General features: G+C 61.7%; 14 protein-coding genes and 1 pseudogene. 10 read left to right on the top strand and 5 right to left on the bottom strand.

The features are described 5' to 3' along the window. Positions 1 to 62: 62 nt before the first annotated feature. The 3 genes and pseudogenes from guaA to AAFG16_RS29000 all read left to right on the top strand — a co-directional run bounded on the left by guaA (position 63) and on the right by AAFG16_RS29000 (position 3,253). On the top strand, positions 63 to 1,661 hold the full coding sequence (gene guaA, locus AAFG16_RS29010) for a glutamine-hydrolyzing GMP synthase (protein WP_342730763.1): 1,599 nt from the start codon (positions 63 to 65) through the stop codon (positions 1,659 to 1,661). Between the two features lie 220 nt (positions 1,662 to 1,881). Then, a pseudogene (locus AAFG16_RS29005) lies at positions 1,882 to 2,045 on the top strand (Arm DNA-binding domain-containing protein); the annotation flags it as partial. Positions 2,046 to 2,407: 362 nt separating this feature from the next. Next, positions 2,408 to 3,253 carry a hypothetical protein gene (locus AAFG16_RS29000; RefSeq protein WP_342730761.1) on the top strand — a complete coding sequence of 282 codons (846 nt, stop codon included), beginning with the start codon at positions 2,408 to 2,410 and terminating at the stop codon, positions 3,251 to 3,253. A 213-nt stretch (positions 3,254 to 3,466) separates the two neighbouring features. Here the strand turns inward: AAFG16_RS29000 and AAFG16_RS28995 are convergent, their stop codons facing one another. Next, complete coding sequence (locus AAFG16_RS28995) at positions 3,467 to 3,859, bottom strand: VOC family protein (RefSeq protein WP_342730759.1); 393 nt, start codon at positions 3,857 to 3,859, stop codon at positions 3,467 to 3,469. A gap of 211 nt (positions 3,860 to 4,070) precedes the next feature. On the opposite strand from AAFG16_RS28995, the gene AAFG16_RS28990 reads away from it, so the two are divergent. Continuing rightward, complete coding sequence (locus AAFG16_RS28990) at positions 4,071 to 4,970, top strand: HNH endonuclease (protein ID WP_342730757.1); 900 nt, start codon at positions 4,071 to 4,073, stop codon at positions 4,968 to 4,970. 144 nt (positions 4,971 to 5,114) lie between these two features. Here the strand turns inward: AAFG16_RS28990 and AAFG16_RS28985 are convergent, their stop codons facing one another. Continuing rightward, a complete protein-coding gene (locus AAFG16_RS28985; RefSeq protein ID WP_342730755.1) occupies positions 5,115 to 5,480 on the bottom strand; it encodes a bleomycin resistance protein in 366 nt (121 codons plus the stop codon). A gap of 160 nt (positions 5,481 to 5,640) precedes the next feature. On the opposite strand from AAFG16_RS28985, the gene AAFG16_RS28980 reads away from it, so the two are divergent. Continuing rightward, positions 5,641 to 6,891, top strand: a complete 1,251-nt coding sequence (locus AAFG16_RS28980; protein WP_342730753.1) for a serine hydrolase — start codon at positions 5,641 to 5,643, stop codon at positions 6,889 to 6,891. A gap of 166 nt (positions 6,892 to 7,057) precedes the next feature. Beyond that, positions 7,058 to 7,939: an AraC family transcriptional regulator gene (locus tag AAFG16_RS28975; RefSeq protein ID WP_342730751.1), complete on the top strand. Its 882-nt coding sequence runs from the start codon at positions 7,058 to 7,060 to the stop codon at positions 7,937 to 7,939. 74 nt (positions 7,940 to 8,013) lie between these two features. On the opposite strand, the gene AAFG16_RS28970 is transcribed toward AAFG16_RS28975, so the two are convergent. After that, entirely contained in the window at positions 8,014 to 8,364 is a 351-nt protein-coding gene (locus tag AAFG16_RS28970) for a cupin domain-containing protein (protein ID WP_283079754.1), read from the bottom strand. A gap of 207 nt (positions 8,365 to 8,571) precedes the next feature. Between AAFG16_RS28970 and AAFG16_RS28965 the strand changes: the two genes are divergently transcribed. Continuing rightward, positions 8,572 to 9,234 (top strand): SRPBCC family protein, encoded by a 663-nt coding sequence (locus AAFG16_RS28965; protein WP_342730748.1) that lies wholly within the window; start codon positions 8,572 to 8,574, stop codon positions 9,232 to 9,234. Further along, positions 9,234 to 9,596: a metalloregulator ArsR/SmtB family transcription factor gene (locus tag AAFG16_RS28960; protein WP_342730746.1), complete on the top strand. Its 363-nt coding sequence runs from the start codon at positions 9,234 to 9,236 to the stop codon at positions 9,594 to 9,596. Before AAFG16_RS28965 ends, AAFG16_RS28960 begins: the two co-directional genes overlap by 1 nt. A gap of 339 nt (positions 9,597 to 9,935) precedes the next feature. On the opposite strand, the gene AAFG16_RS28955 is transcribed toward AAFG16_RS28960, so the two are convergent. After that, positions 9,936 to 10,175, bottom strand: coding sequence for a LysR substrate-binding domain-containing protein (locus AAFG16_RS28955; RefSeq protein WP_342730744.1), 240 nt, complete (start codon positions 10,173 to 10,175; stop codon positions 9,936 to 9,938). Between the two features lie 67 nt (positions 10,176 to 10,242). Beyond that, positions 10,243 to 10,740, bottom strand: a complete 498-nt coding sequence (locus tag AAFG16_RS28950) for a peptide deformylase (RefSeq protein ID WP_342730742.1) — start codon at positions 10,738 to 10,740, stop codon at positions 10,243 to 10,245. A gap of 177 nt (positions 10,741 to 10,917) precedes the next feature. Here AAFG16_RS28950 and AAFG16_RS28945 point away from each other — a divergent pair, with 177 nt between their 5' ends. Both AAFG16_RS28945 and AAFG16_RS28940 read left to right on the top strand, forming a co-directional pair. After that, complete coding sequence (locus AAFG16_RS28945; protein WP_342740992.1) at positions 10,918 to 11,502, top strand: TetR/AcrR family transcriptional regulator; 585 nt, start codon at positions 10,918 to 10,920, stop codon at positions 11,500 to 11,502. Positions 11,503 to 11,603: 101 nt separating this feature from the next. Next, a complete protein-coding gene (locus tag AAFG16_RS28940) occupies positions 11,604 to 12,179 on the top strand; it encodes a DUF308 domain-containing protein (protein ID WP_342730740.1) in 576 nt (191 codons plus the stop codon). Positions 12,180 to 12,189: the final 10 nt, after the last annotated feature.

Raw genomic sequence — 12,189 nt, 5'->3', positions numbered from 1 at the left:
AGCATGTGGGCGCGGGAGCCGGCGCGGTTGCGGGCAGAGGCGTGGTCGCGTATCTGCTTGCCATGACAGCAGCACAGAACGACCGCTCCGCGTCGACGCCCTCCGTGGCCTCGGCGCATGACAAGATTCTCATCGTCGACTTCGGCAGCCAGGTGACGCAGCTGATCGCGCGTCGCGTGCGCGAGGACGGCGTCTATTGCGAGATCGTCCCGTTCAACAAGGCCGAAGCCGCCTTCAACGAGATGAAGCCGAAAGCGGTGATCCTCTCCGGCGGCCCTGAATCGGTGCATGAGGCCGGCTCGCCCCGCGCCCCGCAAGCGATCTTCGATTCCGGCGTGCCCGTGATGGGCATCTGCTACGGCCAGATGACCATGGCGGCCCAGTTGGGGGGCGAGGTCGAGGGCGGCCATCACCGCGAATTCGGCCGCGCCGATGTCGAGGTGAAGGCACAAAGCAAGCTGTTCGCGGACATCTGGTCATCAGGCAGCAAGAACCAGGTCTGGATGAGCCATGGCGACCGCATCACCAAGATGCCGCCGGGCTTCTCCGTCGCCGGCACCTCGCCGAACGCGCCCTTCGCGATCATCCAGGACGAGAAGCGCAAGTACTACGGCCTGATGTTCCACCCCGAAGTGGTGCACACGCCCGACGGCGCCAAGCTGATCCGCAATTTCGTCCGCAAGATCGCCGGCCTCACCGGCGACTGGACCATGCGCGCCTTCCGCGAGGAGGAGATCGCAAAAATCCGCCAGCAGGTCGGCAAGGGCAAGGTGATCTGCGGCCTCTCCGGCGGCGTCGATTCCGCGGTCGCAGCCGTGCTGATCCACGAAGCCATCGGCGACCAGCTCACCTGCGTGTTCGTCGATCACGGCCTGCTCCGCCTCGACGAAGCCAAGACGGTCGTCGACCTGTTCCGCCACCACTACAACATCCCGCTCGTGCACGTGGATGCGTCAAAACAATTCCTGGGCGAGCTCGAAGGCGTCACCGACCCCGAAGTGAAGCGCAAGACCATCGGCCGTCTCTTCATCGAGGTGTTCGAGGCTGAAGCCAAGAAGATCGGCGGCGCCGACTTCCTGGCGCAAGGCACGCTCTACCCCGACGTGATCGAGAGCGTCTCCTTCACCGGCGGCCCCTCGGTCACCATCAAGTCGCACCACAATGTCGGCGGTTTGCCTGAGCGCATGAACATGAAGCTCGTCGAGCCCTTGCGCGAGCTGTTCAAGGACGAGGTGCGCAAGCTCGGTCGCGAACTCGGCCTGCCCGAAATCTTCGTCGGCCGCCACCCGTTCCCGGGCCCGGGCCTCGCCATCCGCTGCCCCGGCGACATCACGAGGGATAAGCTCGACATCCTGCGCAAGGCCGACGCCGTCTACATCGACCAGATCCGCAAGCACGGCCTCTACGACGAGATCTGGCAGGCCTTTGCGGTGCTGCTCCCGGTGAAGACCGTCGGCGTCATGGGCGACGGCCGCACTTACGATTATGTGGTTGGCCTCCGCGCCGTCACCTCCACCGACGGCATGACCGCGGACTTCTACCAGTTCGACATGAAGTTTCTGGGCGAGACCGCCACGCGCATCATCAACGAGGTGAAGGGCGTAAACCGGGTGGTGTACGACGTGACGAGCAAGCCGCCTGGGACGATTGAGTGGGAGTGATACAAGATAGCCTCACGCTGTCTCAGGTGGTCTAAGAAGATCGAGTAGGTCACGTAATAGCAGGGTTTGAACATCTCAAACTGTCTAGCCCCGTATTACTCAATCTCGGTCACTCTATCGGTATGGATGACGGTACAGCCAGAGACAGCCGGAAATCCCGTAGGAGGTACCGTCAGGTGGTCTGACGGTATCTTGCGGGAACACTAACCGGAGGCTGATCTTGGCGACTGATCGAGACCTTTTCACTCTGAAGCCCAGGAAAAAAATATTCAAAGTGCTGACCGCGACGGGATGTATGCGGCGGTTTTTCCCACAGGGACCATTTCCTTTAGGTGCGACTATCGCCTGAATGGGCGGCGCGAAACGCTGGCTATCGCCCGGTATGACGCGGACCTGGCGCGATTATCGGCACCCGAGCCGGCAGCGTTGGAGTGCGGCATAATCTGTCGCCGCGCGAGGCCCGCACTCTGCCGGACCGCGCCAGGGGGACGTGGAGCGGGGAGTATCAATTCAATACGCGGACCCAAGGGTTCGTTGAATAACTGCTGAGCATCATCAAGGAGTGCCAGTCCGTGCCAACAGGCCAATTCACTGCCTTCTACCCATCAAGGCCATTTTGGGCGTGCAGTAAACCCGACTTCTCAAGCCGGGAGCGCGAAGGCTGGTTTCATGACCAAATGGCAGAAGAAGTCTTTTCGTGTGAGACGGATTCTTACACGATAAAGATTTGCAGGGACGGTCGGATCATGCTCCGCATTGAGGCTTTGGAAGGACATCAGGAACAAGACAAGCCTGGGGGGATTGAGGACAGCGTAAGAAGGTGGGGCGAATATCTCGATTTCCTAAACGCCTTCTACCTGCTGCTCGACTCGGCGATGCTGGAAGTCGCCAACTTTGCCTATTTCAATCTCCATGAGATCACCAACCGAGATGCATTCCGCGTTCGCTACGAAGACGGTAAGAGCGTCGGCGAAAACATAGCAACAGAAAGCATCGCATCTGTCTTCCAAATGGGCGGCCGGCACCTTTCAAGCTACCCGCGTGGAGTGCCAATCGAGTACGACTCAAAAATCATAATGCGGCAAGTCGTCCCTATTGAGGTCGTTCAGCGCGCCTCGACTATGTTTGCTTCAGTCATTAGTTCGCCAGGTTCCGAAAAGGACTTGGCATCCTTCGCGAAGGGGTTGGGCGAGTACAAAGTTGGAAACTACGAGACATCTCTGGTTCTCGCATGGTTCATTACCGAGGGGAGCATTGCCCACTTGTGGGAGCGTCACCTCGATAGCCTCAATCGTGAATATGAGAACGGCCAAAAGAAGATCAATCGTGAGAGGCATGCTTTACTGGTTGGCCGCGATTTCACCATCAGCATGGTCTCCAATTTGCTGGAGCTTTGGGATGTACTGCCAAACTCTCTATTCAAAGACATAGACGCCGTTCGAGGGTTTCGGAACCGGATTGTCCATAAGTTGAAATATGTGCCGAACGCAACGGACACTCAGCTTGCACTGAAAACAGCACAAGTGATGATCGAACGGATATGGAACATTTCCTACATCCCGAGCCTGAGCTATTCGGTAAGCGGCATATGATCCCCAACCTGGCGGTGGAGGAGACGCTGCGCTCATGCGGGCTACAAATCCAATCTCGTCTCGTAGGGTGGATTAGCGGAAGGCGTAATTCACCCTGCTGTTTGCGCAGCCCGTAGGACGGGTAGAGCGCAGCGAAACCCATCCGCTTGCAAAACGAAATTGATGGGTATCGCTGCGCTCCACCCATCCTACGACTACTTTGGGTGGCGGATTCTAGGAAGGGATCTCCTGTGCGATCTCCCACATATGGCCGGATGGGTCGGAAAAGGCGGCGGTGCGACGACCCCAGGGACGATCGATGGGGCCGTTTACCAGCTCTACGCCGCTTTGCCGAAGCCTCGCGCACGCTTCATCGACATCGGCGACGCGAATGGTCATGAGCATGCGAGGTCCGGCGCTTGAAGCAGCCGGCACCACCGGCTCCACGAGCTGCGGCGCCTGTGTCTCCTCCAGCAAATTGACCATGACGCCACCGAGCCCGATCACGCTGCATACGGCATCGGAATAGATCGGCTTGGCGTCGAACACAGCCTCGTAGAATGCCCTCGCGCGCGCGAGGTCATCAACGAAGAGGGTTACGCACTCTAGATTGTTCAAGCTTGTCATTCGAGTGGGCCTCGGTCGATTGGTCAATCAAGTTTCTTTCGACAAAAGATAACAACGTATTTGGCAATAATGAAGCAGTGCGTAGGATGGGTAGAGCGGAGCGAAACCCATCGCGCGTCGAACGAAAAAACTGATAGCTTTCGTTTCGCTCCACACCCATCTTATGAGCTGAGTTGGGCAGTTACTTCTTGGAAAAGACGCCGGCGCCATTATGGGATTGGGGGTATTCATCCATCGATTGGACTCGATCTACGATGACAGTCCGGCTGAACGATACCAGTTTCCAAGTCAGTACCTGCGGCGCGTTCAAGCCTGCATCGGCGATTGGATCATCTATTACGAACCGAGCAAGGTAGCCGAGACGCGCGGCTACTTTGCGATTGCTCGGGTTCAGCAGGTCGTTCCCGACCCAGGTGCTCCGGGAATGTATCTCGCGATGATCGAGCCAGGAAGCTACCTCGATTTTGCGAATCCGGTTCCTTTCAACAGCGCAACTGGTCCCGTTGAGCGCGGCGTCTTGAACGAGCAGGGGCGCATTTCAGGACGTGCTCAGGCGGCGGTCCGCCTAATCTCGCCAGACGATTTTAATAGAATATTTGAACTCGGTTTTGCAGAAGGCGCGCCGTTATTGCCCCGAATTGATAGCGATGTTCGATTGTCCCAACTCGACGAGGAACAGGCGCCGTTCATATTTGAGCAACAACGAGATCGCGCCAGCCTTACAGTATCCAGAGTTCTGCGCGATCGCGTTTTTCGCCGGATCGCATTGCGCGCTTATGATGAGCGCTGCGCCATAACCGGGCTGAAGCTCATCAACGGAATGGGGCGTGCAGAAGTCGCGGCGGCGCATATTCGCCCTGTCGAAGCAAGCGGGCCGGACATCGTTAGCAACGGGATCGCTTTATCCGGTACCGCCCATTGGATGTTCGATCGTGGTTTGATCAGCTTGGCCGACGATCTGGAAATCTTGATCTCACGCCAGACAAACGATTTGGAAGGAGTTCGATCGGTCATCAACAAGACCGGTCGTGCACTTGAGCCAAGAAGACCGTCGGATCGACCTCATCCGCATTTTTTGAAGTGGCACCGCGAGCACTGCTTCAAACAGTAACGCCGGCGATGTCTTGTACCGAAGCCGGTGGCTTGGTCACTTTCAGCAAAGGAAGGTAGTTCATTCGCGCCTCTGGCACGGGCAGAGTCGGGTGGAGCGCGATGTCGTGGGCTCCGCGCTGTCCTCGACATTGGCGACGGCCATTCAATCCCCGTTCTGAATGATCCTGACAAGCGTTCCGTCGGGATCGATGACGGCACCCACACTTCCTCCCCACGCCTCTCGCCGGGGGCGGTGGGCGCGGGGCCAGCCGGTCGTCGTTTCGGGCACGCCGGCGGCGAGAACGGCCTCGAAGAACGCGTTGACGTCATCCAACCGGAGGCAACAGCTGAACCAGCTCGTCGCAGGGTCGAGATCGGAATGCGGGAAGAACTCCAGCGTCAGACCGCCCCGCTTCAGGATCATCCACTCGTCGTCGCGCCAGATCTGTTCGAAGCCGAGGGCTCCGTAAAACCTCGCCGTTGTTCCGAAGTCTCTCGAAGGAAGGTTCGCCGTCGCGCTATCGGTCATCGGGTCGCTCCGTCAGGTCTTACTGCCAGTCGCTGCATCAGCCCGCAAGACGCTTCGCATGTTGCCTCTGATCCTCGTGCAGGTCCCCTTGCACAAACGCAGGATCTTCGCCGTGCTCTCCTATGCTACGACATCGACATTCCCTCTGGAGCCCGTGTTCATGTCCGCTGCGACTCAAGCGCCCGCCACCGCGACCGAGACCGATCCTGAAACGCTCGGCTGGATGAAGGGTTTTCCGCCGGCGCCGGAGCGGACGATCACCTTCCAGAACGGTTCGTTCCGCAGCTTTCCCGAGCTGCGCTGGGCCTGGAGCAACGTCCGCCAACTCGTGCCGACGGTGAATGTCTGGCGTGGGGCAGGGCCTGCATCCGTGCTGCCGCGCGTAGATCATGACATCGGCGGGGTCGCCTCGACCGCCATGGACGGGCGGCCCATGACGTTCGCAAAAATGCTGGAGGAGACCTACACCGACGGCGTCGCGGTGCTGCATCGAGGCAGGCTGATCTACGAGCGCTATTTCGGCGCACTGAAGCCGCACAAGCCACATATCGCGATGTCGGTGACGAAGTCGTTCACCGGCGTGCTCGCGGGCATGCTGGTCGCCGAGGGCAGGATCGATCCGCAGGCGCCGGTTGCGGATTATGTGCCAGAGCTGAAGTCGAGCGGGTTTGGCGACGCGCGCGTGCACGAGGTCATGGATATGACCACGGGGCTCGAATACACGGAAGTCTACACTGACAAGAACTCGCATGTCTGGGGCCTCAGGCGCGCCAACGGCATGGCGCCGACCCCGCCTGATTATGACGGCCCGACCACCATTTTCGATTATCTTGTCGCGCAGAAGAAGCAGGGCGAGCACGGCAAGGCCTTTGCCTACAAGACCGTGAACACCGACGTGCTCGCCTGGATCGTCAGGCGCGCCAGCGGCCTGACGTTGTCGGATCTGCTCTCCGAGCGCATCTGGACCCAGATCGGCGCGGAGGAGGATGCGCATTACCACGTCGACCGCATCGGCACCGAGAGCGGCGGCGGCGGTCTGTCCACGACGCTGCGCGATCTCGCCCGCGTCGGCGAGACCATGCGCAACTTTGGCCGCTTCAACGGCCGCCAGATCGTGCCGTCGACCGTGGTCGAGGACATCGCGCGTGGCGGCGACCCCGAAAAATTCAAGCCGGCCGGCTACACCACGCTGCCGGGCGCGTCCTATCGCAATCAATGGTGGGTCACGCACAACGCCCACGACGCCTACATGGCGCGCGGCGTGCACGGCCAGGGCATCTATGTCGATCCCAAGGCCGAGATGGTGATCGCGCGCTACGCCTCGCACCCCGTGGCGGGCAACGCCGCCAACGATCCCGTGACGCTACCGGCGTATATGGCACTGGCGAAGGAGCTGATGGCGGGCGGGTGACGGCTTGTAGGATGGGTAGAGCGAAGCGAAACCCATCCTCGCTCCTCCGAAGAAAGTCGATGAGTTTCGCTGCGCTCTACCCATCCTACGAGACGCCAAACCGCAAGATCGGTCGAGCACGCCAGGGCCGTCACCGGCTAACTGCACCCGCCACGGAGGAGGGACGATGACGGCGGCGCTGCAAAACTATCGGGCTCGGATGCGCAGGGTGCTGGAGCATATCGACCGGCATCTGGACACGGATCTGGACCTGGACAGCCTGAGTGGCGTTGCGGCCTTCTCGAAATTCCATTTCCACCGGCAGTTTTCTGCAACCTTTGGGTTGTCAGTACATCGCTATGTCCAGCTCGCCCGTATGAAGCGCGCTTCCTACCGGCTGGCTTACAGCGACGCGCAAAGCGTCACTGACATCGCGATGGACGCCGGCTACGATGCACCGGATGCCTTCGCCCGCGCCTTTCGGCAACGGTTCGGGCAGTCGCCGTCGTCGTTCCGGAAATCGCCCGTGTGGCAACCGTGGCTTGCGGCCTTCGGGCCTCTCGATATTGCGAGGAGCAAGCTCATGCAGACGACCTTTACCCCTGACGACGTGACGATCCGCGACGTGCCCACCATCAAGGTGGCGATCATGGAACACCGCGGCGACCCGGCGACGCTCGGCGCCACCATCCAGCGCTTCATCGCCTGGCGCAGGTCCGCGGGCCTGCATCCCAGCACGAGCCCGACCTTCAATGTCTGGCGCTCCGAACGGCGACCGGCGCAGCCGGCCGATTACAGCGCGGACCTCTGTGCCGGGACCGATCAGCCGATCGTGGCGAATGGCGAAGACATCAAGGCCGGCGAGATCCCCGGCGGACGCTGCGCGGTGCTGCGCGTCGTCGGCTACACCGACAATCTGGAGCCCGCCGCACTCTATCTCTATCGCGACTGGCTTCCGGCCAGCGGCGAGGAGGCGCGCGACTTCCCGCTCTATTGCCAGCGGCTGAGCTTCTTCCCGGATGTGCCGGAGCACGAGACGGTCGTTGAGCTGTTCCTGCCGCTGAAATAGCGATCTCTGACGGCGGCCTGTCCTTCCGATTGCAGGAAAATCGGCAGGCCGCCATCGACGTCAAGGTTCGCGCCTCACTCGCGCGCCTCCTGCCAGTGCGGATAAGTGACGTAGGCGGTGACGGCGCCTTGCTCATGGGAGTGGATGGTGACCGTCTCGCCCTTCGGCATGTAAACGATCTCGCCGGGACCCGCGGTGACGGTGCTTCCACCGCTCGTCACCGAGAGCTTGCCTTCCAGCACGAGCATGACGTCATCAACGGTGAGCTTTTCATCGAGGTGCTGGTTTGGCGCGTAGCGGCCGAAGCCGATGGTGACCGGTCCACCGTCGCGTTGGTCGACGACGTTGCCGGCGAAGATCTCACCGTTCTGGCCAGGCGAGCGCTCGAACGAAGCGTCGGTGATGGCGAATTTGCGAACTTTCATGAATGTTTCCGTCTTGCGCCAGGACTTGGTGGGGTGGGACTTGGGGTGGGTCTTGGCGGAGTGGGGACGGGTAGACGCACGAGCAAAGGTTTTGTTCGATTGGCCCCGCGAGGCGGTTTGACGCAGCGCGAAGTCATTATAAAAGTATTGACTTATATTAGTGTCGGCCGATATTCCTGTCCGCGCTCAACGACGGGGAGATTTGCAATGGAGATCGACGCCGCCAGGGTGTTGGGGCTCGTCACGCGTTCGGTGAAAAACTTTGAGAAAGATGGCAAGGCGGCGAGTGCCGTGACGCTGACGCGCCTTTACGACACCAGCGTCGACGATCTCTGGGACGCGGTGACCAGCCGGGAGCGTATTCCGCGCTGGTTCCTGCCGATCGAGGGAGATTTCCAGATCGGCGGACGGTACCAGCTCAAGGGCAATGCCGGCGGCACCATCACCGCGTGCACGCCGCCGACCCATTTTGCCGCGACCTGGGAATTCGGCGGCGGGGTGAGCTGGATCGACGTCAAGCTCGCCGCCGAACGAGGCCAGGCGCGTTTGACGCTTGAGCACACCGCGATCATCGAGGATCATTGGAATCAGTTCGGTCCGGGCGCGGTCGGCATCGGCTGGGACCTCGCGCTTGCGGGGCTCGAGCGATATGTTGCGACCGGCGCATCGGTCGACCACGAGACGGCCGAGGCATGGATGGGCTCTGCCGCGGGCAAGGACTTCATGACGACGAGCGGGGAGTACTGGCGCGCGGCGCATGTCGCAAGCGGCGTCGATCCGGCCGAAGCGAAGCAGCGCTCGGACCGCACCATCGCGTTCTATCGCGGCGAGATGCCGCCCGACATCGCGCATCCGGGCACAGGAAGCTGATGCACGCCTTCGAGGTCCTCGCCGATCCCGTGCGCCGCCGCATCCTCGAGCTGCTGGTATCGGGCGAAATGGCATCCGGTGAGGTCGTCGAGGTGATCGGGGCCGAGTTCGGCATCACGCAGGCGGCCGTGTCGCAGCACCTCAAGGTGCTGCGCGAGAGCGGCTTTGCCATCGTCCGGGCGGATGCGCAACGCCGGCTCTATTCGGTCGACATTGCCGGGCTTCGGACGGTGGATGCGTGGATCGGCCAGTTCAGGAGTTTCTGGGAGCCGAAGCTGGATGCGCTGGCGACCGAGATCGCGCGCGGCAAACGGGAGCGTCGCAACGCACCGATCACCAAGCGGGGTGGGAAGAGGGCGTGAGTTCGTAGGATGGGTCGAGCGCAGCGAAACCCATCATGTCTCGTCCCCAGGAAAAGCGATAGGTTTCGCGTCGCTCTACCGATCTTGCGCCTTCATCTCCCCAGCGCCATCGCGCCCTGTAGACCGAGACCCAGTGCGGGCCGCGATCGAAATTCATGAACATCGCCGAATTGCAGCAGGTCGCGACAACCTGTTGGTGGGCGAGGTGTCCTTGAGCTTGTGAGGCTTCAGAAGCTCGGCGCCTCCAGAACATTCGAACCGATCCTTGCGATAGAGCATATAGGCCGTCCCACTGTCGCGATCGCGCACGGCCGCCGCGGCGCGGTGCCGGATCGGGTCTCACCAATCGGCGGCAGCCTCCAGCAGCCGTTGCCGCATGACGGCGACGCGAGGCTGCTGCAATCCGAGGCGGCTCCAGGCAAGGAATATCTCGTTGGCCGGGGTCTCCGTCGGCTCGTGCAGCCGGACGAGGGTGCCTTCCCTGAGTTGCCTTCCGCAGAGATAGCTCGGCAGCACGGTCAATCCCAAGCCTGCCAGGCAGGACGCCGCGAGGGCTCTGAGGTCGGGAACGATCTGCACGACCATCTTCGGCGGCCGGGCCCGGAAGGCCTGGCGAAAATAACGGCGCGCGGGGGACGCCGGCGCGTTACCCCCGCGACATCTTCTCGAACTTCTTCACCAGCCGCTCACGCTTGAGCCGCGACAGCCGCTGGATCCAGAACATGCCGTCGAGCTGGTCGATCTCGTGCTGGTGGCAGACCGCGCGCAAGCCGTCGGATTCTTCGCTTTGCATGTTGCCGTCGAGATCCTGATAGCTGATCCGCACGCGGGCGTGGCGCTGCACCTCGTCGTTGACGCCGGGCATCGAGACGCTGCCCTCGCGGTGCATGATCATCTCGGGCGAGGCCCATTCGATCGCCGGATTGACGTAGGTCTGCGGCCCCGCCTTGGCGTCGAGCTCGAGCACGACGACGCGCAAGGGCACGCCGATATGCGGTGCGGTGATGCCGATGCCGGGCGCGGCGCGCATCGTCTCGAGCAAATCGCCAGCGAGCTCGCGCAAGGCCGCGTCGAACGTAGTGACGGGGCGGGCAGGGACTGCGAGGCGGCGGTCGGGATAACGGACGATCGGGCGAATGGTCATGCAGGCTCCTAGAGCATGATCCGGAAAAGTGCGCAGCGGTTTTCCGAAAAGATCATGCTCAAACAACAACCTAAAGCGCGATGACGATTCATCCCAATCTCATCGCGCTTTAGCACTCACGGATGGTTGAAGCACCCCGTTCTTGACGCCCTACCAACTGGAAGGTAGCTAATGGCCATGACCAACGTTTCCTCGACCGCCGACGACATCCTGGCCTGCGCGCGCAGCCTGATCATCGCGGGCGGCTATAACGGCTTCAGCTATGCCGACATCGCCGATGTCGTCGGCATCCGCAAGCCGAGCATCCACCACCATTTCGCCAGCAAGGTCGATCTGGTCCGCACCCTCGTGTCGCGTTACCGCGAAGAAGCCGAAGCAGGACTGGCTGCCCTGGAGCGCAACATCCCGGATCCGCGCGACCAGCTCAAAAGCTATCTCGGGTACTGGGAGGCGTGCATCACGGACGCGACGGCGCCCTTCTGCGTCTGCGCGCTCCTGGCCAGCGAGTTGCCGATCCTGCCGGAGGAGGTGGCGCTCGAAGTCCGTGCGCACTTCCGCGCGCTCGCGTCCTGGCTGACGTCGGTGATGGAGCGCGGCAGGCGGAAGGGACGGCTTCACCTCTCCAACTCGGCCAAGGTCGAGGCTGAAGGATTCATGGCAACCATTCACGGCGCGATGCTGTCGGCGCGCGCCTATGGCGATCCAAAGATGTTCGGCGTGATCACCGCCCCGCTGCTGGAGCGGCTGTCGACCAGGCACTGAAGACATCGGCGAGAGGATCACAGCACCCCCGCAGGCGAGCCGGGGTGAGGCGTCTTGCCGCGCACATAGACTACCAACTAGTAGGTAAAGGAGAAGCTGCAATGGTGCAACATCAACTGGATCTGGTTCGTGCCGATCGCGAACGATGGCTGAAGCCATACTATTTCTTGCGAGCGGCGTTCTCGATCGCCTGGGTCGTTGCCGCCCTTGTGGTGGGTCAATCGTCTGCCGCGATCGCCGGCATCCTGCTCGTGCTCTATCCGGCATGGGACGCCGCGGCCAACCTTGTGGATGGCCTGCGCAGCGGCGGGCTCAATCAAAACCGTACGCAGATGCTGAACGTCGTGGTCAGCCTTGCGACCGCGATCGCGGTCCTTCTCGCACTGCAGACGAGCATGAACTGGGTCCTCGGTGTGTTCGGGGCATGGGCGATCCTGTCCGGATTGCTCCAGCTGGGCACGGCCGTGCGGCGCTGGAAAAGTTTCGGCGCGCAGTGGGCCATGGTGCTCAGCGGCGGCCAGTCGGCGCTCGCCGGCGCGTTCTTCATCTTCCAGGCCACGACGCCGATGTCGCCATCGATCGCGACCGTCACGGGTTATGCCGCCGTCGGCGCGGTCTACTTCCTGGTCTCGGCCGTCTGGCTCACCGTCAGCGCATGGCGCCTGCGCGCCCGGTGAGCGCGCGTCG

The sequence above is a fragment of the Bradyrhizobium sp. B117 genome (assembly GCF_038969555.1).
Taxonomy (GTDB): Bacteria; Pseudomonadota; Alphaproteobacteria; order Rhizobiales; family Xanthobacteraceae; genus Bradyrhizobium.
Note: the sequence above shows the minus strand (reverse complement) of the source record. Positions and strands in the feature narration are given on the sequence as shown.

Bases quoted from the DNA above. Each gene is read 5' to 3' on its own strand.
- AAFG16_RS28970 (WP_283079754.1), bottom strand. From the start codon at position 8,364: ATGAAAGTTCGCAAATTCGCCATCACCGACGCTTCGTTCGAGCGCTCG.
- AAFG16_RS28940 (WP_342730740.1), top strand. From the start codon at position 11,604: ATGGTGCAACATCAACTGGATCTGGTTCGTGCCGATCGCGAACGATGG.
- guaA (WP_342730763.1), top strand. From the start codon at position 63: ATGACAGCAGCACAGAACGACCGCTCCGCGTCGACGCCCTCCGTGGCC.
- AAFG16_RS28985 (WP_342730755.1), bottom strand. From the start codon at position 5,480: ATGACCGATAGCGCGACGGCGAACCTTCCTTCGAGAGACTTCGGAACA.
- AAFG16_RS28945 (WP_342740992.1), top strand. From the start codon at position 10,918: ATGACCAACGTTTCCTCGACCGCCGACGACATCCTGGCCTGCGCGCGC.
- AAFG16_RS29000 (WP_342730761.1), top strand. From the start codon at position 2,408: ATGCTCCGCATTGAGGCTTTGGAAGGACATCAGGAACAAGACAAGCCT.
- AAFG16_RS28995 (WP_342730759.1), bottom strand. From the start codon at position 3,859: ATGACAAGCTTGAACAATCTAGAGTGCGTAACCCTCTTCGTTGATGAC.
- AAFG16_RS28965 (WP_342730748.1), top strand. From the start codon at position 8,572: ATGGAGATCGACGCCGCCAGGGTGTTGGGGCTCGTCACGCGTTCGGTG.
- AAFG16_RS28990 (WP_342730757.1), top strand. From the start codon at position 4,071: ATGGGATTGGGGGTATTCATCCATCGATTGGACTCGATCTACGATGAC.
- AAFG16_RS28975 (WP_342730751.1), top strand. From the start codon at position 7,058: ATGACGGCGGCGCTGCAAAACTATCGGGCTCGGATGCGCAGGGTGCTG.
- AAFG16_RS28980 (WP_342730753.1), top strand. From the start codon at position 5,641: ATGTCCGCTGCGACTCAAGCGCCCGCCACCGCGACCGAGACCGATCCT.
- AAFG16_RS28950 (WP_342730742.1), bottom strand. From the start codon at position 10,740: ATGACCATTCGCCCGATCGTCCGTTATCCCGACCGCCGCCTCGCAGTC.
- AAFG16_RS28960 (WP_342730746.1), top strand. From the start codon at position 9,234: ATGCACGCCTTCGAGGTCCTCGCCGATCCCGTGCGCCGCCGCATCCTC.